Source organism: Nitrospirillum iridis, assembly GCF_014205765.1.
Taxonomy (GTDB): Bacteria; Pseudomonadota; Alphaproteobacteria; order Azospirillales; family Azospirillaceae; genus Nitrospirillum; species Nitrospirillum iridis.
This window is the reverse complement of record NZ_JACIIZ010000011.1, coordinates 55,055-75,013: the sequence shown is the minus strand read 5'-3', so window position 1 is coordinate 75,013 and position 19,959 is coordinate 55,055. Positions and strand designations below refer to the sequence as shown.

General features: G+C 67.6%; 13 protein-coding genes. 5 read left to right on the top strand and 8 right to left on the bottom strand.

What is annotated here, in order from left to right:
- Positions 1–22 precede the first annotated feature (22 nt).
- The 8 genes from tssA to tagH form a co-directional block, all read right to left on the bottom strand.
- Positions 23–1,180, bottom strand: a complete 1,158-nt coding sequence (gene tssA, locus FHS74_RS18830) for a type VI secretion system protein TssA (RefSeq protein WP_211106404.1) — start codon at positions 1,178–1,180, stop codon at positions 23–25.
- Positions 1,177–2,448, bottom strand: coding sequence for a serine/threonine-protein kinase (locus FHS74_RS18825; protein ID WP_184803445.1), 1,272 nt, complete (start codon positions 2,446–2,448; stop codon positions 1,177–1,179). Before FHS74_RS18825 ends, tssA begins: the two co-directional genes overlap by 4 nt.
- Positions 2,445–4,013 carry a type VI secretion system-associated protein TagF gene (gene tagF, locus FHS74_RS18820; protein ID WP_184803443.1) on the bottom strand — a complete coding sequence of 523 codons (1,569 nt, stop codon included), beginning with the start codon at positions 4,011–4,013 and terminating at the stop codon, positions 2,445–2,447. Before tagF ends, FHS74_RS18825 begins: the two co-directional genes overlap by 4 nt.
- Positions 3,995–7,594 carry a type VI secretion system membrane subunit TssM gene (tssM, locus tag FHS74_RS18815; protein ID WP_184803441.1) on the bottom strand — a complete coding sequence of 1,200 codons (3,600 nt, stop codon included), beginning with the start codon at positions 7,592–7,594 and terminating at the stop codon, positions 3,995–3,997. Before tssM ends, tagF begins: the two co-directional genes overlap by 19 nt.
- On the bottom strand, positions 7,591–8,961 hold the full coding sequence (gene icmH / locus FHS74_RS18810; protein ID WP_184803439.1) for a type IVB secretion system protein IcmH/DotU: 1,371 nt from the start codon (positions 8,959–8,961) through the stop codon (positions 7,591–7,593). Before icmH ends, tssM begins: the two co-directional genes overlap by 4 nt.
- On the bottom strand, positions 8,961–10,304 hold the full coding sequence (gene tssK / locus FHS74_RS18805) for a type VI secretion system baseplate subunit TssK (protein ID WP_184803437.1): 1,344 nt from the start codon (positions 10,302–10,304) through the stop codon (positions 8,961–8,963). The genes icmH and tssK overlap by 1 nt, the downstream gene beginning before the upstream one ends.
- A gap of 10 nt (positions 10,305–10,314) precedes the next feature.
- On the bottom strand, positions 10,315–10,875 hold the full coding sequence (gene tssJ / locus FHS74_RS18800) for a type VI secretion system lipoprotein TssJ (RefSeq protein WP_184803435.1): 561 nt from the start codon (positions 10,873–10,875) through the stop codon (positions 10,315–10,317).
- Positions 10,876–10,950: 75 nt separating this feature from the next.
- A complete protein-coding gene (tagH, locus tag FHS74_RS18795) occupies positions 10,951–12,564 on the bottom strand; it encodes a type VI secretion system-associated FHA domain protein TagH (protein ID WP_184803433.1) in 1,614 nt (537 codons plus the stop codon).
- A 948-nt stretch (positions 12,565–13,512) separates the two neighbouring features.
- Between tagH and tssI the strand changes: the two genes are divergently transcribed.
- From tssI to FHS74_RS18770, 5 genes are read left to right on the top strand one after another with little or no spacing between them, the layout of a single operon-like run.
- Positions 13,513–16,095: a type VI secretion system tip protein TssI/VgrG gene (gene tssI, locus FHS74_RS18790; protein WP_184803431.1), complete on the top strand. Its 2,583-nt coding sequence runs from the start codon at positions 13,513–13,515 to the stop codon at positions 16,093–16,095.
- On the top strand, positions 16,092–16,910 hold the full coding sequence (locus tag FHS74_RS18785) for an ankyrin repeat domain-containing protein (RefSeq protein WP_184803429.1): 819 nt from the start codon (positions 16,092–16,094) through the stop codon (positions 16,908–16,910). The genes tssI and FHS74_RS18785 overlap by 4 nt, the downstream gene beginning before the upstream one ends.
- Before the next feature lie 17 nt (positions 16,911–16,927).
- On the top strand, positions 16,928–18,646 hold the full coding sequence (locus tag FHS74_RS18780) for a type VI secretion system Vgr family protein (protein ID WP_184803427.1): 1,719 nt from the start codon (positions 16,928–16,930) through the stop codon (positions 18,644–18,646).
- Between the two features lie 55 nt (positions 18,647–18,701).
- Positions 18,702–19,487 carry a hypothetical protein gene (locus FHS74_RS18775; protein WP_184803425.1) on the top strand — a complete coding sequence of 262 codons (786 nt, stop codon included), beginning with the start codon at positions 18,702–18,704 and terminating at the stop codon, positions 19,485–19,487.
- Between the two features lie 11 nt (positions 19,488–19,498).
- Positions 19,499–19,957: a DcrB-related protein gene (locus FHS74_RS18770; RefSeq protein WP_184803423.1), complete on the top strand. Its 459-nt coding sequence runs from the start codon at positions 19,499–19,501 to the stop codon at positions 19,955–19,957.
- The last annotated feature ends 2 nt before the right edge of the window (positions 19,958–19,959 follow it).

Genomic DNA, 19,959 nt, shown 5'->3' with positions numbered 1-19,959 from the left:
TAAATCACTGCTTATCAACATTTTACTGACCGTTGTTCGGGTTAGGTCTTATGCCGGCCGTGGTCAGTAGGGTGTTGCGCGCGCCCGCGTCCGCCAGCAGTTCCGCCAGCAACTCGGGCAGCGGCATTCGGCCACGCCGCACCAGATCCTCGATGGTGTAGGACAGGGGCGAGTGCGGCTCCGTCCGGCGGAAGTACTGGCCGATCTCCGCCAGCAGGGTCAGCGCCTCCTCCCGGCTGCTGATGCCCTTGGCCGGGCGGTGGGGCCCGCCCTGCACGGGGGCCTCCGCCTCGACGACAGGCGCGCCGCTGGCGGACTGCAGGATGACGTCGGGCACGGCGGCCTCCTCCACCTCTTCCTTGGCCGACAGGCCGGTCAGGAACACCACCGCGTCCTCCACCTCCTCCAGGATGTGGGCGATGGTGGACGTCGGCGGCGCGTCGGCACCCACCCGCTCGGTCAACAGCCGATCGAGGTCGCGGAAGACACGGCGGCAGGCGCGGACATCGGCCAGCAGCGCCCGGTTGCGGGCGGCCGGCTGGCGGCTCATGCGCTGCGACAGGGCGTCCAGCGTGGGCGGCGGCGTCCGGCCCGAACGAGAGCGGGTGTCCGGCGTCTGGCTGGCGCGCTGGGCCAGGGCGTAGTGCCAATAGGCGAAGGGCTCGCCCCCGTCGTCGCGCAGCAGCGGCACCTTACGGATGGGCTGGATCAAGGTGCCCTCGGCCCCGTGGCCGTTCAGCCCACCGATGGGGGCCAGGCGGACGGCGAAGCCGTCCTCATCCGGCTGGGGGTGCACGCCGTCCCAGTGCCCGTCGAGCAGGCCCGCCAGCAGGCGGAAGCCATCGGCCAGGCCGGCGAAGCCGTCCAATCGCACGGCAGCCTCCGTCAGCCAGACGGCGATTTCCACGTCCTTGGTGCGCTGGGCCAGGACGGTGCGCGCCAGATCATGGATGCGCTGCCATTCCGCCAGCGAGGACTGGGCCTCATCCTCCGAATCCGCCCGCCGCTCGATGGCGCGGGCCGTGGCGCGCAGGTCCTTCAGCTGGAAATAGACGGCGTCGCCGCCGGCGTGTGTGCGCAGATCGGGGCCACAGGGCTGATCCCCCGGCAGGGGAGCCAGCAGGCCGGCGATATCCAGGACGGCGCCAGATACGGGAATCGGGGTGACGGTATCCATCATGCCCTCCCACGCGACGTCCACAGCCGTCCCCACAATCCCTTGCGGGCCGGGTTGGCGTTGGCATCCAGGGCACGCAGCAGGGCCGTCAAGTCGGCGGGCCGGCGCTTGGGATCGGGCTGCAGCATCGCCTGCACCAGGCCGCGCAGGCGGTCGGGCACGGCATCCAGCGGTGGTACTTGGCGGCGGGCAGCCGCGGCCTCCTCCACCGTCTGACCCATGGGCAGCTTTTCCCCCCGGGCGGCGGCCAGGATGACCAGGCCCAGGCTGTAGATGTCGGACGCGACCCCGATGCCGCCGCCGTGCATACCCAGCTGCTCAGGCGAGGCGAAGGAGAACTTGCCGGCGAAATCCAGCCCGTCGCGGGGGGTCACGCCGCCGCGCATCTCCCGGGCCACGCCGAAATCGATCAGCTTGGCCGCGGCCGGGTTGTCACCCGGCAGCAGGATGTTGTCGGGTGAGACGTCACGGTGCACCAGGCCCGCCGCATGGACCGCCGACAGCCCGGCCGCCAGGCGGCGCAGCAACGCCTCCAGCGCCGAGAGGCCCATGGGGCCCCGCCGCAGGAAGTGGGACAGCGACTGGCCGTCGATATACTCCAGCACCAGCATGGAGCGACCGTCGGTATCGCGGAACAGACCGGCGCAGTTCACCACCGCGTCGTGGCGAATGCGTTGCAGCAGCCGGCCTTCCTCATGGAACAGGCCCACGATCTTAGCGTCGTCCCGGTACTCCGGAATGATGACCTTGATGGCGTGGTCCGTCTTCAGGTCGCGGTGGCGCACCCGATAGATCTCACCCATGCCGCCCCGGGCCAGCAGGGTGCGGACGATGAAGGTGTTCAGCATGGTGCTGCCCGGCGCGACCGACCAGCCGGTGGGATCGGGCTTGGCCGGGGCGGCGGGTGCCGCCGGGCCATCCTCCCACGGGCGCTGCGCCGCCTGGATGTGGCGGTCCAGGGCGTTGCGGGCGCTGCCCAGCAGATCCAGCGACGCCACCTCGTCCAGGCCGGCGCGGTGCGCCTCGGCCCGAATGGCGGCGATGAAGCCGGTGACCCGGTTCTCCACCACCTCACGCGTGGGCACCACCGGGGTGGCGTCCGGGGTCACCATCACCTCGGTCAACTCCGCCGGGGCGAAGCGGGTCAGCTCGTCCGGCGTCTCGGGAGTGAGCAACAGCGAGGTCAGCTCGTCCGGCTGGTGCGGCGCGTCCGCCTCCGGGCTGGCAGGCACGGCGGACACCGTCGGGGTCAGGATGGCGGCTTGGGTCATTCGGCACCCCCTTGCCGCGCGTCCTGCGGCGCTAGCGCCTCCGCCGGGGCGGCGGTCCGCAGGGCGGCCTCGGCCACGGGATGGTCCGCCTCCGGCACGTCGACGATGACAGCCGTCAGGTTGTCGGGCGCGCCGCTGACCAGGATGTTCTCTATCAGGGCGTCCACCGTTTCGCGGGGCGGCAGGCCGCGCAGCAGGTTGGCGATCTCCGCGTCGTTCAGAACCTTGGTGATGCCGTCGCTGCACAGCAGGAAACGGTCGCCGGGCTGGACGGTGTCCTGCACCATGTCGATCTCCAGCGTGTCGGCGGCGCCCACGGCGCGGGTGACCAGCATGGTGGCGCGCTGCTGGTGGTTGACGCCGGCGGCGACATGGTCGGTCGTCAGCTGGTGCAACCGGCCATCGCGCAGCAGGTAGATACGGCTGTCGCCGACCCACAGGCAGTTGAAGCGGTTGGCGTAGATCAGCAGCACCACGGCGGTGGAGGCGATGAGCGCCTGGTCGCCCAGGGTGGCGGCCTGGGCCCGCAGCTTGTCATTGGCCTCCAGCAACGCCTCGCGCACCTCATCCACGAAGCCGCCATAGGACAGGGGCGGCAGCACCTCATCCAGGACCTTGACGGTCAGGGCGCTGGCCACCTCCCCCGCCGAGTGGCCGCCCAGACCGTCCGCCACGCACCACAGTCCCAGATCCGGCCGCAGCAGCAGGGCGTCCTGGTTGATGGTGCGGCGGGTGCCGGGGTGGGTGCGGCCGTGGCCAGGCAGGGCCACGACCGGCCGCAACAACAGGATGGGCAGTTCCTCATCCGCCAGGTGCAGCGACGTGTCCGCCGGCCGTTCCCAGCCCCAACGCTCCCACCGGCCATCCAGGAAGGCGGCGTAATTCTGCGGCGCCGGCAGGCCGGGGGAGATCAGCAGCGACGACGCCACCTTGTCAGACCCCGTCGTCCACCACAGGCTGAAGCGGTTGTTGAAGCCGATCAGCACCTGGTCCAGCAGTTCGGCATAGGCGCCGCCCAGCGCACCGCGGCCGTTGGCCGTCCCGTTGTTGGCGAGGCCGACACGGAAAGCGCTGCTTTCCGCCGGCCCCCGGGTGGTGTCATAGGGCGGCGCGCCCAGCACGCGGGCGGCGTTGTCAAAGGTGTCGAAGTTGAAATCGTCGTCCAGCGAGGTCAGCGCCAGATCCTCCACCCGGTCGAACCACGACCGGCCGCTTTCGATCAGGCGGATGGGGGCGACGCAGCCCGGCAGCGGCGCCGCCAGCACCAGGGGGAAGTAACGGCCCACGCGGTCGACGCTGGGCATCAGTACGCCGGCGATGGCCGTGTCGCCGCAAACCCCCGGCCCCAGGACGAAGCGCCAGACCGGCGTGTCCAGGTAGCTGGGCAGCCAGGCCTCGCCCATCTGCCGTTGGCTCGTGGCCAGCGACGCCTGCAACCATTCGTCCAGCGGACGCACGATCGCGGGATCCAGTCGCCGGGAGACGAAGTCGCCCCGGGCCGGGATCTTGCCGAAGAAGCCCGGCTCGCGAGCCGAGACGGCGCTATTCAGAAAGAGACTGGACAACGGAACGCCCTCAGTTCTTTGAGGATGAAGGGGTTGAGCGCGGTGCTGGACTTCATCTCGAAGCCCGCGTTATGGGCGCCGGCGGTGAAGTTGACCCGCAGGTTGTCGCTGCCCAGCGCCGTGACCGTGCCCTGGTCCACCAGATGGAACAGCGACCAGGGGCCGGTCTTCATCAGGCTCTGCGGCAAGCCGTCGGTCACCTCGAACACCACGCGGCTGACGGCGTTGGGGTCGTTGTCCGGCCATTGCAGGGAGGCCGGCCATTGCGGCCCGTGCTGGTATTCGATCTGCTGGCCGCCGCTGGCGAACAGCACGCCGGTGGCCTTCGGGTCCAGGGTCACCGGCGTCACCTGCAGGGCGACGCGGGGCTGCTGGCCGCCATCGGGAAAGAAGGCGTCGCGGATCTGGGCGGCGTTCTGGAAAGAGGCCAGGACGCTGTCGGGGATGCCCAGGCCGGTGTCGCCCACCTTGCTCCACCGCCACTTGGCGCCCGATGTATCGACCAGGGTGCGCAGATGAGCGTTGAAGAAGTTGTCGAGCATGCCGCCGGGGGCGAACAGCCGGGTGAAGTCCCCCACCGAGATTTCCTTGGCGCTGTCCTTGGCGAAGGGATAGCGGTCCTTGACGGCGCGGGTGCAGAAGCCACCGACCTCGCCGCCCCACATGTTGGTCAGCTGCGCGCGCGCGCCGCCCACCGACTGTTCGGACGCGCTGCCGGTGATGGTGCCGATCCAGCCGGACACCGGGCGCGGCATCTGTGGCGCCTGGCTGTTCAGCATCTGGATAGGCCCACCGGCCCCGCCGTGGGAGGTGCGGGTGTAGAGCGCCATCCGGCCGTTGCCCGGCCCGCTGGCGACGTTGCTCAGCTCCTGATAAGCCTCGCCCAGCAGACGGACCAGATCCTCAGCCCGCGCCGGCGCGCCGTTCTGGGGCGTGACGAAGTCGGCTATGGGCTGGAAGTGCTGCGCCACGGCCACGGCGCCGGCCGGTTCGTCCGGCACGGATGCCGCCACCGGCACCGGGGCGCCGCCGGGAAGGGTCACCGCCTTGGGGGCGGCCGGCAGCGGCACGATCTGGGTTTCCGCCGCCACGTCCTTCAGCAGCTTCAGCAGTGGCATGTCGGGGCTGGACACCAGGTTCAGCAGGGCGATGGTCTGCTGCATGTCCGCCAGGGGCACGATGCGCAGGTCGCCCAGCATGGTGTCCCACTGCTGGATATAGTCGGCGTAGTACAGCTGCGTAACCCGGTTGCGCAGATCCTCCGTCTGGGCGGCCTGGGCGGTGCCGGCGGCGGGCTTGTCACCCATGACCCAGCTTTGCCCCTGCACCTCGGTGATGACCGCCGACAGCGCCGGCAGGAAGGCCTTGTAGCCCTCAGGCGTGTACAGGCCGGGGATGCCCTCGGTCAGCGGCTTGCCGGAGATGCGGGTGAAGACATGGTCGGCCGTGGCGCCGGCATGGTCGACGGGGCGCCACTGCGGCAACTGGCTGACCCCCTCATGCTGGCGCACCAGGGCATAGACCCGCTCCGCCGGCGCCAGCTTCTCCAGGCTGCGGCGCGACTGGGCGATCAGGCTGGCATCCAGGGGGATGGGCGTCAGGCTGCCACCACCCAGCAGGGCGTCCAGATGGCGGGACAGGTCGTCGCGCAAGCCCTTGTTCGCCTCGCCCGGCCAGGTCGCCGCCCAGTCGGCCACCATCCACTGCCGCACGGCGGCGGCGTCCATGGGTCCGCGGCTGCCCAGCATCAGATAGATCTTCAGCGCGCCGGCCACGAAATCGTCATCGTCCCCGTGCGCCCGGATCTGGTTCTGCAGCCGCACCAGCAGGCGGGGCAGCATCAGGCCGTTCAGGGCCCGGTCATAGACGGCGGCGTGCACGGTCTTCAGCTTGTCGCCCTGGTAGAGGCCAAAGGTCAGCCAGTGACTGGCCACGCCCTCGTTGTTTTCCAGGCCGGTGGGCAGGTTGCGCAGGATGTTCAGCGGCTTGACGACCCGGGGCAGGTCCTCGTCCGTCACGTTCTGGCTGGGGATGCCGGCCGCCGCCTTGTCATAGGCGCGCAGGCCGTCGTCGATCAGGGCCACCTGGCGCTTGTTTTCCTGGTAGCCGGTGCTCCAGGCATAGGCCAGCACGGCCAGGATGACGGCCGCCGTGGCGTAGGTGGCGATACGCAGGCGCCGGCGGCGCTGTTCCACCCTGGGGTTCAGGCTGACGACCGCCGCCTCGGCGAAGATCACCTGATTGAACAGCCGGGTCAGGAAATAGCTGCGACCCTGGCGATTGTTGGCCGGCATGCGCACCGGATCCAGCCCGAAGGTGGCGGCGATGGTGGCCATGGTCCGGTCGATGGGCATGCCCACCTGGACGCTGCTGGTGAAATAGCTGCCGCGCAGCAGGGGCCGCGTCTCATAGGGGCTTGACCGGAAGATCTCCGTCAGGATCTCCAGCAGGGCGTCGCTGAGGCTGGCCACCTGGTTGGGGAAGTTGAACACGAGGCCACGGCGCTCGATGTCCGCCTCCTGCTGCACCCGTTCCAGCAGCCGCTCGTTCAGGCGAATGACCAGACCATCCAGTTCCTGCGGGAACAGGTCGACCACCCCGGCGCTGTCGGCGGCGCCATCGTCCAGGGGGAAGGTCATGCCCCAGACCTGCTCACGCTCCGACTTGCCCAGATTGTCGAAGTACTCGACGAAGCCGGGCACCAGATCGACCTTGGTGAACAGCATGTAGACGGGGATGCGCAGGCCGAAGCGGTCGTACAGCTCATTCAGGCGCAAGCGGATGGCGCGGGCATGATTCAGCCGCTCCGTCGGGTCCGGGGCCATCAGGTCGGCCAGGCTCATCACCACGATGGCGCCGTTCACCGGCTGGCGGGGACGATAGCTTTTCAGCAGGTCCAGGAAGCCCAGCCAGGCGGCCTGGTCCTGGTGCGGGTCGCTGTCCTGGGTGGTGTAGCGGCCGGCCGTGTCCAGCAGGATGGCCTCGTCCGTGAACCACCAGTCGCAGTTACGGGTGCCGCCGATGCCCTTCAACGGGTCGCGGCCGATGGTGGTGGACAGCGGGAAGTTCAGGCCGGAGGTCAGCAGGGCCGAGGTCTTGCCCGAGCCCGGCGGCCCGACCATGATGTACCAGGGCAGCTGGTAGAGATAGCCGCGTCCCATGCCCTTGCGGCCGGACTTCTTGCGCAGCTGGCTCAGCGCCTCCTGCAGGCGGTCGCGCAGCAGGCGCAGTTCCTCGGCCGAATTGACGTCGGCGCTGCGGCGGCGCTCATCGGCGCTGGCGTCGGTCAGGTCGTTGACCATGCGCCGGTCGGTCTGCCGGGCCCTCAGGTTGACCTGCAGGTTGAAGGCGGCCCAGGTGGCGAAGACGGCACAGCAGGCGATCAGGCGCACCAGGTCGCTTTCCAGCGGCCGGTGGGTGCCCACCGCCACCAGGGCGCCGAAGAACCAGATGACCAGGGCGAAGCCGATGGCCCACACCAGGGACCATACCCAGCGGGCACGGAACGGCTGCGCCAGGGCGGACAGCAGGGGCTGGGCGAAGGAGGCGCTGGCGGGCATGTTCAGGGGCGGGACGCTCATTGCGCGGTTCCCTCGTTAGGCGTCACGGCAGTGGCGGGAGGGGCGGACGATGCCGCCGCCGCTGGCGTGCTCAGGATCACGTCGATGCGGCGGTTGGCTTCGCGGCCGGCATCCTGATCGTTGGTGGCGATCGGCTGGGTGTCGGCCATGCCCTGGGCCTTGACGCGCGATTTGTCCGCCAAGTGGGGGATGATGACGGCGGCGACGGCGTCGGCCCGGGCCTGCGACAAATGCCAGTTCGACGGGAACCGGATGGTGCGGATGGGAATATTGTCGGTATGCCCCGTGATCAGCACATTGCCCGGCCGGGTGTTCAACGCCTCGCCGATGCGGTTCAGCAACGCCACGTAGCTGTCGTTCACCTCGCTGCTGCCCGAGGCGAACATGCCGGCGTTGCGGATGCGCACGACGGTGTCGGTGCCCTGCCCCACGACGGTCACCAGGCCCTGGGCGATCTCCGGCGCCAGGAAGGCGCGCAGCTGGTCGATGTCCTTGGCCTTAGGTTGCACCGGGGCCGTGGGCTGGGCGATGCTGACGCTGGGCTGCCCCACCGGCGGCAGGCCCGCCATCTTCTCCAGCGTCGCGTCGGAACTACCGTTCAGGGCGAAGCTGAAGCCGGTGGCCATCACCGTGATCAGGATCAGGGTGGCCGCCATGACGGTCCAGAACTCGATGCTGGGCAGCAGCGGGCGGAAAGGCGCCTCCACCCCGCGCCAATGCACCGACAGGTCACGCTCCACGTCGCCACGCCGCTGCATCAGGGTGCGGTAGAGGTTGTCGCGGATGCGGGCATGCTCCAGCGCGCCCTGGGGCAGGATGCGCAGCCGGCCCTCGAAGCCCAGCGACAGGCACAGGTACATCAGCTCCAGCACCTGCAGGTTGGCGCCCGGGTCCTTCAGCAGATGGTTCAGCAGATCGTAGAACCGTTCCCCACCCGTCACGTCGATGTGGAAGCTGATGACCATGCCGGCCCGGGCCCAGGTGCTGCTGGCGCCCCACGGGGTGTTCAGCACAATGTCGTCGATGGTGGCGCACAGGGCGTAATGGGCGGCGCGCGCCGCCTCGTTGCCGACGCCGGTGGCCTGGGCGCGCTTCTCAAAGGCCCTGATCTCGTCGGCGACGCGCTCGCGCAGTTCCTCGATGTTGGACTGGCCGCTGGATGTGCGCAGGCGCCGGGCCAGCGTCAGGATGGGGCCGGCGGCGGCCACCAGGGGGTTAAGGCCACCCAGCGTCAGATCGACCGTGTCTTCCGGCGCGTAGTCGGTGGGCGGCGCCACCACCTGCATCGGCGCCGGACGGCGGCCGCCGGGCGTAGGCTTGACGATGGTCGGCTCGTGCGCCGTCTGGCCGTAGCTGGGATAGGACATCACGCACCCCCCTTGATGGCCCAAAGCTCCATTTCGATCTGCGCGAAATCACCCGCTAGGTGCAGGGCGATGCCGCCGGATTTCTGAAGCTGCTTGAAATGTTGGCTGCTGCGGTCCAGCTCGAAGAACACCTGCCCGCTGCGATAGGGCAGCTGGCGGGGGGCCACCGGCAGGGGCCGGACGTTGATGCCGGGCAGGGCCACGTTCACCAGCTGGGCGATCTGCTCAACCGGCCCGATCTTCACCTGGTTGGGGAAGACGCGGCGCAGGTGTTCCACCGGCATATCGGCCGTCACCGCCAACACGAAGGTGGCGTTGAACAGCAGCGCGCGGTCGACGATGACGCCCACCTTGATGCCGTGGCGACGGGCCTGCAGCGGAATGGACACCGCCGACTGCTCTAGCACCGCGCTCAGGGAGGCGCGCAAGTCGGAAAAGACCGGGCGGAAGCTGTTCTGCAGATCCTCGTGCCGGTATTCCGGGAAGATCGCGGCGCGCTTGGCCTCGGTGGTGAAGGTCGCCAGCTCCCCCGCGATCTCCACACACAGGCGGTAGAACCGCTCAGGGTGCAGCATCGGGGCGGTGGCCGCGTAGTGGCGCAGCAGCGGCTCGTACCGGTTGACCGTCTGCAACAGCAGGAAGTCGGCGATCTCCGCCGCCCCTTTGGCCGACGGACCCGACAGGCGCCCGGCCAGAGCCTCCGCCCGATGCTGGATCAGGGCCTGCAGTTCCGTCAGGTATGCGGCCAGCGGCGCCTGCGAGGCGACGGCGGTGACGGGCGCGATGAACTGTTCGTCCAGGATGACGGCCCGGTCGGACCGCACCTCCACCACCCGGGCGATGGCGATCTTCTCATAGCCCGCCAGCGGCTGGGTTTCCGGCGCCAGGCGCAGGCGCAGGCGCGCCACGTCCATGGTGGCCGCCTGGTCGCTGCCCAGGTTCGCGTCCTCCGCCTCGTACCGCGCCGGCACGAAACGGGTGATGGCATCCTCGCTATTGGTCAGCCCGACCTCCGCCCCGCCGGGCTGGCGCACGGGCAGCGTCAGGTAGATGACGCAGTTCTTGGTGGTGTCGAACAGTTCCAGCGGCGGGGGGTGGTCCGCCTCATCCGGGATGGAGAAGGGCGTGCCGTCCGGCAGGATGCCCCGGGCCGAGACGATGGCGAACTTGCCGATGCCCAGCAGCTCCCGGTTGATGGTCAGCTCGCTCAGGCCCCAGGCGAAGGGGGCCAGCGGCTCGGTACGCGCATGCAGCAGACGTTCCACATGCCGGTCGGCCTGCTGGAAATGCTGGACCCGCAGGAACATGCCCTCGGTCCAGACCACGCGGTTGGCGGACATCATGACCGGGGCCTCACTTGGCCACGGCGCGCTGGGGCGTGTCGCCCTGGGCCACGCTGGGCCCCGGGCCGACGGCGGGATCGCGCTTCACCACCAGGCCGTTGGCGCCAACGGTGATGTTCAGCGTGACCGGACCCGTGTCGGGCAGGGCGACGATCTCCCGCCAGTTGGCCTGGTCGATGGCGCGGTAGGCGGCGACGATGCCAACATAGTGCACCTTGTCGTTCTGCGGCAGGGTCACCTGCCGCTTGTCGCCCGGCTGCAACACGAACTCGTCGCGGCCCAGCTGGTCCGGGCCCAGCGCCTGGGCATCGTGCTGGATCAGCTGGATGGGGGCGGCGATGGTGAACTTGTCCTTCGACGCCAGCTGGTAAAGGCGGGTGACGATGGGCGACGGCCGGCCCAGCGTATCGGGGTTGGCGTCGGGGCCAACGTTGATGGAAACCGGCACGGTGGTGCGCGCCGGCGGCGGCGGGGGCGGCTCATGGGAACATCCCGCCAGCAACAGGACGGTGGTGGCCGCAAGAGCGGCCAGGGGGGCGATGCGACGGTTGGTGGTCGTGGGGAAAAGCATCGTCTGGGATACCCTGTTGGTCTGGGCGGTCTCGGGGCTGGGGACGATCCCCAGGAGAGCTGGCACGGGGAAGGGTCAGATGTTCCTGAACTGCTGGGTGTAGGCGGCGGAGAACTTGCTGCCGAGCGGTGGGCCCGAAGACTGTTCACCGATCATCCGCTGGTGGATCTGCTCGTACCGTTCCCAGCAGCGGGCCTTGTGCACCTGTGGCAGCACGGAGGTGCTGACGTCGGACTTGATGGTGTCGGGCGACAGTTGCTCCAGCACGTCGCCCACCACCGTCTTCATGCCGGCGATCAGCGCCACCTCATGGGCCTTGATGTCGCGCAGGCTTTCGCGGATGGCCTCGGGCGCGTCCATGAAGCCCATGACCCGCCGGCCGATCAGCACGGCCAGCGTGCCCTCCAGGTTGGCGGAGAACTTCAGCGGGTTGTTCTCCTTGGCGCGCAACAGCGTGTGCTCGATGCGGAACTCGGACTTCAGGAAGGCCCGCAGCTCCAGCAGCTCGCGCAAGCCGCCGACGGCCTCACGCAACGCAACGCCCATCTTGTGCATCAGCGCCGGGGCGTCGGCCGTGTCCACCGCGTCCAGCGGCAGGCCCACGCCGGCCAGGAACGCCTCGAACACATCGGTGGGAATCTGGGCGGCCGCCGGAGTTGGGGCCGCCGCGGCCGGTGCCGGCGCGACGGGCTGGGGTGCAACGGCCTGCGCCGCCGGCGCGGGTTGGGGGATGACCGGGGCAGGCGCCGGCATGGCGACGGTGGCCGCATTGACCGCGCCCGCGACCGGAGCTGGGGCCGGCTGGGGCCGTGCCTGGACGGTGGGCGGATTGATGGGCAGGATGGTGGCGCCGCCGTTGACCGCTGCCGACGCGGCCCCCGTGAGGCGGGCCATGGCCCGGCCGTCGCGGGCCCCGGTGAACGCCTCGGTCATCAGTTGGGCGGCGGTGGAGACCGACCCCAGTTCATCCTGCGGGGAGACGGCGCCGTCCCCCGCTTCCGCCTGCCAATCGACGGGAATGACGGGATGCTTGACCTCCGGCGCCTCGAAATAGGCGCCGGTGCCGGTATGCGCCGCCGCCAGGGACGGGGCCAAGGCGAGGACGCCGCCAAAGGCGGGTTCCACCTCCCCTTCCCGCTCGCCCAACATGTCGGTCAGCTGCAATTCGCCGACGCTGTCGCCAGCCAGAACCTGCGTCAAGGAAGCGCCATAGCCGGTGCGGCCGTTCAGGCCCCCTCCGTTCGGACCATCCCCATTTAGACCAGCCAGAGTGTAATCAATCTCGGGATCGGACAGCGTGCCGCCGGTCAGCGGAGTAGCAATGGAGGCCACACCGTCCTGCCCACCCCCTAGCGTCGCGGGCACCTGCTCCTCGATTTCCAAGCGCAGGGTGCAGGGCCCAAGGTTGATCACATCCCCGTCATTGACGGGCTGGGCGTTGCCTCGGCCCAGCGGCGTGGCCGCCCCGCCGACATAGACGCCGTTGGTACTGGTATCGATGACGAAATAAGTCTGCCCACGCAGCTCTATCCGGCAATGCTGCTTGGAAAGGTGGCGTTGGGGGTCGATGACCACCCAGTCGTTTTCCACACCACGGCCTATGGTGAAACTGCTGCCGGCGCAGACACGGGTTTCACCTTCGGATATCGAACAGTCACCGGCCACAAGGACCCGCAAGACAAGGGCCATCTGATCCTCGCTGGGCAAGGGCACCCTCGAACCGACGTCATGCGAGAGGTCGGTCAGGCGTCCAATCTTTTAACGATAAAATTACCAAACAGCGCACGTTGATATAATTCGGACGATAGTTCCGTCGAGTCCTCAGAATCGATTCTCATCGTCTTATCCAATAAGAGGTAGACTGGCGGATTAAACACGACGAAAATCAGTCGTATGGCATATCTTTAAAGTGTGGTCCAAATAAAATTCCGACATTTCATGGCGCAAGCAACCCTCGGAATTCATTTAATAAACCAACCCTAGCCATCATAATGCCATATATCCTGGAACGGCCTAGCTGAAGGGGATATATGACTGCAGGGCCGAGGCCTTATACCCACAAGCAAAACAGGGCCCGGCGTCGCGAAAGCCAGCTTTGGCATGTTCGGCCCACCCCAATAACGTGTTAACACGTTCGGGATTATATGGATAAATGATTGTTTTTATTGGAATTTATCCATATTCACGCCAGGCGGCCTGACAAGCCCGGCTACCATCAGGACAGAAAGGCGTCTCCAGTTTATACCGTAAGAATGTACTCAATAGGTGATAGATATTTATACCTTAATTCTGAACAGAATATAATATAATTTCCATAATTATGTAATAGACGTGGAATTTTAAGGGCATATTAACATGAAAGATCCGACTGTTAATCCATCATTAAAAATAAATGCCGTCCAATTTATTGCCACATTTACCACACCAAAGATGGCGGGACGGCGGACACCCTTGACGCCCCACCCACGGCCCATAGTTCTCTGTCGCGGTGAGGTTACTAAAGAGCGGCGGCACCGTTTTGAAAGCATGCCAAGGAAGCAGAACATTCAGGTGGGGCCGCCATAGACGGTGTCGCCGAAACCCGCTGTGGCTGAGGACGTTCGGCGCGCACTTGTCCGCCGGGCATACGAGGAGCTGATGGACGGTTACACCCAAGCGGACCGGTTATTGGGGATGGACAGCCCCCTGGGGCCCGACCAGCTGCTGCTGGAGGCGCTGGAGGGGATGGAGGGTGTCTCGGTGCCCTTCGAGTTCCGGGCCACCGTGCGCGCCATGGACGACAACCTGGACCCCGCCGCGCTGATCGCGCAGAGCGTGGACCTCAAGCTGCGCCTGGAGGACGGCGTCTACCGCACCTTCAACGGCGTCGTCGCCTCCCTCACCGGCGGCCATGCCGCCTCGCGCGGGCAGCGCCACTACACCCTGCGCATCGTGCCCCGCCTGTGGTTCCTGACCCGCACCAGCGATTGCCGCATCTTCCAGAACAAGACCACCCTGGACATCCTGGAGACCATCTTCGCGGAACTGGGCGTCACCCAGTACGACTTCTCCGGTGTCTCCGCCCCGCCGGCGCGCGAATATTGCGTGCAGTATCGCGAGACCGACTTCAACTTCGTCTCCCGCCTGATGGAGGAGGACGGCCTCTATTACTTCTTCCGTCACGAGCCGGGGAAGCACACCTTCGTCCTCGGCTCCCAGACCTCCGCCTACCAGACGGGCGATGAGCCCCTGATCCCCTTCAGCGCCGCCTCCGCCCACAGCAACCACATCACCGAATGGCACCGCAGCCACGCCTACCAGGCCAGCGCCTGGGCCATGGGCGACTACAACTTCCAGACCAGCAAGCTGGACCTGAAGCAGACCGTCCCCACCGTCTCCACCTACAGCCAGGACCCCGAGCACGAGCATTTCGACTATCCCGGCCTGCACGACACCGCCGGCGACGGCCAGCGACGGGCCAAGCTCGCCATGCAGGCCGAGGAGGTCGGGCGTGAGACCGTGCAGGCCGCCGGCGATTGCCGATCCATGGCCCCTTGCGGACGCTTCCAGCTGACCGACCATCCCGTGGCGGCGGAGAACGGCGCCTATGTGGTGCTGAGCATCACCCACCGCGCCAGCGACCTCAGTTATGAAAGCGCGGGGGCCGGCCATTCCGGCTACACCAACCGCTTCAGCTGCCTGCCCGCCGCCACCCCCTACGTGCCCCAGCGCACCGCCACCCGCCCCGCCATCGCCGGCCTGCAGACGGCCGTCGTCGTGGGACCCAAGGGCCAGGAGATCTACACAGACAAGCACGGCCGGGTGAAGGTCCAGTTCTTCTGGGACCGCCGCGGCCAGTCCAACGAGGCCAGCTCATGCTGGGTCCGCGTCGCCCAGGGATGGGCCGGCCGCGGCTTCGGCGCCCAGACCATCCCCCGCATGGGCATGGAGGTCGTCGTCGCCTTCCTGGAAGGCAACCCGGACCGCCCCGTCATCCTGGGCTCCGTCCCCAATTCAGAGACCACCGCCCCCCTGGGCCTCCCCGCCCAGCAGACCCAGACAACCTTCCGCACCGCCAGCAGCCCCGGCGGCGGTGGCTTCAACCTCTTCACCCTGGAGGACAAGGCAGGCTCAGAGGAGATCGCCTTCCACTCCCAGAAAGACCTCTCCATGGTCGTCCAGAACAACGCGTTCGAGACGGTGACCAAGGCATCGGTGCGGCAGGCGCGGCAGCTGATCGCGCTCAAGGTGGGCAACAGCACCGTGCAGTTGACGCCGGAGCACGTCATCCTGTCCAGCAACGGCAGCGTCGCCGTGTTGGACAAGGACGGCATCCGCTACAACGGCGGCAAAATCTGGCTGAACATGAAGGAGCCGCAGGACGCGCAGTCCGAGGTGTCCAACCCCGCCACCGCCGCCCGCCTTGCCAACTGCGCCGCCCTGGCCAACGCCCGCGACAATGCCATACTGGCGAACCACACCTACGGCAGCGATCCGACCATGCCGCCCGGATACCGCATGCTCGACCCGGACACACCGCAGGGCAAGGCGGAGTTGGCGAAACTCGGCGTCGGAAAGGCCGACCTTTCACCCACCAACACCACATTCCGCGCCCAGATTTTCGCCAAAGACGGGGCCGATGGCACACATTACACCGTCGCCTACCGTGGTACGCAGACTTTGGAAGACTGGAAAAACAACTTCCAACAGGGCCTTGGGGAACAGTCAAAAGAATATGACCAAGCCACTTATCTGGCTAAGAAAGTTGATCGCACCTCAGGCGGTAAGGTCTCCTTTACTGGTCACTCCCTGGGCGGTGGTATGGCGTCCGCCGCATCCGTCATCACTGGCAAACCTGCAGTCACCTTCAATTCCGCTGGCTTGAGCGCACGCACGGTGGGCGGCTACCCATCACCGGCGGCCCCTGTGGATGCCTATTACAACGATGGTGATCCGTTGTCCGGCATTCAGGACCATCGTGAGGCGGCTTTGAGCGGAATCACGGCCGGCGCAATCGTGGCAGAGCCAATGGCGGGTGTCCCCTTGGCCAGTTACACCCTCAGCCGAGAGGCCAAGGGCGACCCGATCCTTCCCCGAGCCTACGGCACCCGGCATGAACTGCCCAATGTGCCGCCACCGGGTGCGGGTTTCTTCGCCCGGAACAATCCCAAGGCCGCCCATGGCATGGACTATGTCATCCGGGGCCTCGATGCGAAACGACAGGAATGTGGCTGTTTATGAAACGATCGTCTTGGCCAGTTCTGGTGGCATGCGTCCTTGGCGTTGCCCTCGCCGCCCGAGGCACTCTTTTTTTCTTGAACCCCTCTCACGGTGGGACGATGGCGACGAACCCCTTGGTCTTCTTTCCGGACCGTTTCAGCGACCCAGCGGCCCGGCGCTTCGCTGAAGCCATTGCCGCCGGCAAGGTCGATGCCGCTCTGGCGGCCGCTCGTGACGCACCGGGCGGTGTGAACACGGTCGGCAGGGATGGCGTCACCGGCCTGATGATGGCGGTCGAGCGACATGACCAAGCCATGGCGCAAGCTCTTCTGAAAGCCGGCGCTAATCCCAACGGCGCGCCGGGGTTAGCGCCACTGCACACAGCCGCTGGGATTCACGACCTTCCCATGGTCAAACTGTTGTTGGCCGCCGGCGCCGATCCCAATGCCACGCTGGATGACCAGACGCCGCTCTATGTCGCCGGCTTGATGGGCGATGTCCCCGTGGCACAGGCTTTACTGGACGCTGGAGCGGACATCAGTAAGGCCGATGAGCTGGGCAACACTCCTTTGCTAACTGCCGCAGGCACAGACCATTGGCGAACGGTGGCTTTCCTGTTGGACCATGGCGCGTCGTTTTGGGCGGACGCCGGCGGCATGACCGTGGCCGATTTTGCCACCGCCTCCCGTATCCTGCCCAACAACCCCGATGGCGAAGCCCTGCCCCAAGTGATCGGAAGACTTAAGGCCGCCGGCTATCCCTGGCCACCGCCCAACGTGGCCCAGGTGCGCGCCCTGAAGGCGGAGGGCAAATGGCCGCCGCCGGGCAAGCATTGAGGTGGGAGGAAAGAGCGATGGACGGTTACACCCAAGCGGACCGGTTATTGGGGCTGGACAGCCCCCTGGGCCCCGACCAGCTGCTGCTGGAGGCGCTGGAGGGGATGGAGGGTGTCTCGGTGCCCTTCGAGTTCCGGGCCACCGTGCGCGCCATGGACGACAACCTGGACCCCGCCGCGCTGATCGCGCAGAGCGTGGACCTCAAGCTGCGCCTGGAGGACGGCGTCTACCGCACCTTCAACGGCGTCGTCGCCTCCCTCACCGGCGGCCATGCCGCCTCGCGCGGACAGCGCCACTACACCCTACGCATCGTGCCCCGCCTGTGGTTCCTGACCCGCACCAGCGATTGCCGCATCTTCCAGAACAAGACCACCCTGGACATCCTGGAGACCATCTTCGCGGAACTGGGCGTCACCCAGTACGACTTCTCCGGTGTCTCCGCCCCGCCGGCGCGCGAATATTGCGTGCAGTATCGCGAGACCGACTTCAACTTCGTCTCCCGCCTGATGGAGGAGGACGGCCTCTATTACTTCTTCCGTCACGAGCCGGGGAAGCACACCTTCGTCCTCGGCTCCCAGACCTCCGCCTACCAGACGGGCGATGAGCCCCTGATCCCCTTCAGCGCCACCTCCGCCCACAGCAACCACATCACCGAATGGCACCGCAGCCACGCCTACCAGGCCAGCGCCTGGGCCATGGGCGACTACAACTTCCAGACCAGCAAGCTGGACCTGAAGCAGACCGTCCCCACCGTCTCCACCTACAGCCAGGACCCCGAGCACGAGCATTTCGACTATCCCGGCCTGCACGACACCGCCGGCGACGGCCAGCGACGGGCCAAGCTCGCCATGCAGGCCGAAGAGGTCGGGCGTGAGACCGTGCAGGCCGCCGGCGATTGCCGATCCATGGCCCCCTGCGGACGCTTCCAGCTGACCGACCATCCCGTGGCGGCGGAGAACGGCGCCTATGTGGTGCTGAGCATCACCCACCGCGCCAGCGACCTCAGTTATGAAAGCGCGGGGGCCGGCCATTCCGGCTACACCAACCGCTTCAGCTGCCTGCCCGCCGCCACCCCCTACGTGCCCCAGCGCGCCGCCACCCGCCCCGCCATCGCCGGCCTGCAGACGGCCGTCGTCGTGGGACCCAAGGGCCAGGAGATCTACACAGACAAGCACGGCCGGGTGAAGGTCCAGTTCTTCTGGGACCGCCGCGGCCAGTCCAACGAGGCCAGCTCATGCTGGGTCCGCGTCGCCCAGGGATGGGCCGGCCGCGGCTTCGGCGCCCAGACCATCCCCCGCATGGGCATGGAGGTCGTCGTCGCCTTCCTGGAAGGCAACCCGGACCGCCCCGTCATCCTGGGCTCCGTCCCCAATTCAGAGACCACCGCCCCCCTGGGCCTCCCCGCCCAGCAGACCCAGACCACCTTCCGCACCGCCAGCAGCCCCGGCGGCGGTGGCTTCAACCTCTTCACCCTGGAGGACAAGGCAGGCTCAGAGGAGATCGCCTTCCACTCCCAGAAAGACCTCTCCATGGTCGTCCAGAACAACATGTTCGAAAGCGTGGGCAAGAACCTGGTGATCACCGCCGGGGAACTGCTGGTGCTGCAGGTGGGCGGCAGCCACCTGCAACTGACCAAGGACAACATCATCCTGTCCACCAACGGCAGCACCGTGGTGCTGGACAAGGATGGCATCAGCCAGGATGGCCAGAAGATCTGGCTGAACTGTTCCGGCTGACCCCGCCCAGCACCCATCGCAACCGCCATCGTCCTTAATCACGGGAGGGTTCCCGATGACCGTTCTTTCCAGCCTGATCCAGCCCGGCGCCATCGGCAGCAGCCTCGGCATCCAGCCCTATACGCCCCTGTCGCTGTCGTCGGCCCCCGCCGGGCTCGGGTCCGCCGAATTGGGATCCGCCAGCATGGGATCCGCCGGCAATCTGGGCGCGTTAGCCAACGCCGCCGCACCCGCCCTGCCCTCCTCCATCGCCTCTCCCCTGGGCACGGCGGCGCAGGCGTCCCAGCTGCTGGGCGGCAATGGCGGTGGCACAACAAGCGGTGCGCTGGGTCAGTCTCTGGGCTCACCGTCCCTCGGGACATCCGCCTTGGGCAACCCGTCCTTGACGAGCCCCGCCCTTCCCGATGCGTCCAGCCTGCCCACGGCGGCCGGTCTGCAGGGCGCGTCTCTACAGGGCGCGTCCGGCGTGCCCGGCGTCTCAACCGCGCCGGGCCTGTCCAGCGTCGCTTCCGCCGCCGGGATGAACACAGGCCTGCCCTCCGCCGCGTCCATCAGCACACCGTCCGTCGGCGCGCCCTCCTTCTCGTCATCGGCCCTCTCGTCACAGTCCTTGAGCGCCCCTGCCGTAACCGCGCCCTCGGTCGGCACGGCCTCCTGGTCCACCCCGTCCTACTCCGGTGCGCCGCAAACCACCGCCTTGGCCCAGACCGCCGGGCTGGGCCAGACGTCCCCCCTGGGCCAGACCGGCCTGGGCCAACAAACCGCCGCCGGCCTGCCCAGCACCGGCGGCACGGACGCCGACAGCGCCGTGGCCGTCGCCCGCATCCTGGGCCAGATCTGAAGGAACCCGCCATGCCGCAAACCTGCCGCACCGCCGACTTCTCCATCCTGCTACCCGACAGCTGGATCGACCGCTCCATGATCGCCTGGTCGGCGCCGCCGAGCGGCAGCCCGGTGGTGCCCAACATCATGGTGGCCTATGACCGGCCGCAGGCGGAAGAGACGTTGGGCGGCTACGTCAACCGGCAGCTGAAGGACCTGATCGCCCGGGCGCGCAGCTTCCAGCTGATCACCCGGCAGGACGTCATGCTGGCCGGCCGGGCGGCGGTGGAACTGGTGTTCCAGTGGGACGCCGGCGCCGGCCCCATCAAACAGCGGCAGATCTACAGCCTGCTGCCCGATGGCCGCTGCATCACCATCGTCAACACCGCCCGACTGACGGAGTTCGCGGACGCCGACGCGCAGTTCATGCAGATCCTGAACAGCTTCGCCTGGCCGGCCCCCGCCGGCGCCGGCGCCGCCGGGGCCTGACG

Coding starts and splice junctions, on each gene's coding strand:
- tssA (WP_211106404.1), bottom strand. CDS start 1,180: ATGATGGATACCGTCACCCCGATTCCCGTATCTGGCGCCGTCCTGGAT.
- FHS74_RS18825 (WP_184803445.1), bottom strand. CDS start 2,448: ATGACCCAAGCCGCCATCCTGACCCCGACGGTGTCCGCCGTGCCTGCC.
- tssM (WP_184803441.1), bottom strand. CDS start 7,594: ATGAGCGTCCCGCCCCTGAACATGCCCGCCAGCGCCTCCTTCGCCCAG.
- icmH (WP_184803439.1), bottom strand. CDS start 8,961: ATGTCCTATCCCAGCTACGGCCAGACGGCGCACGAGCCGACCATCGTC.
- tssK (WP_184803437.1), bottom strand. CDS start 10,304: ATGATGTCCGCCAACCGCGTGGTCTGGACCGAGGGCATGTTCCTGCGG.
- tssJ (WP_184803435.1), bottom strand. CDS start 10,875: ATGCTTTTCCCCACGACCACCAACCGTCGCATCGCCCCCCTGGCCGCT.
- tagH (WP_184803433.1), bottom strand. CDS start 12,564: ATGGCCCTTGTCTTGCGGGTCCTTGTGGCCGGTGACTGTTCGATATCC.
- tssI (WP_184803431.1), top strand. CDS start 13,513: ATGGACGGTTACACCCAAGCGGACCGGTTATTGGGGATGGACAGCCCC.
- FHS74_RS18785 (WP_184803429.1), top strand. CDS start 16,092: ATGAAACGATCGTCTTGGCCAGTTCTGGTGGCATGCGTCCTTGGCGTT.
- FHS74_RS18780 (WP_184803427.1), top strand. CDS start 16,928: ATGGACGGTTACACCCAAGCGGACCGGTTATTGGGGCTGGACAGCCCC.
- FHS74_RS18775 (WP_184803425.1), top strand. CDS start 18,702: ATGACCGTTCTTTCCAGCCTGATCCAGCCCGGCGCCATCGGCAGCAGC.
- FHS74_RS18770 (WP_184803423.1), top strand. CDS start 19,499: ATGCCGCAAACCTGCCGCACCGCCGACTTCTCCATCCTGCTACCCGAC.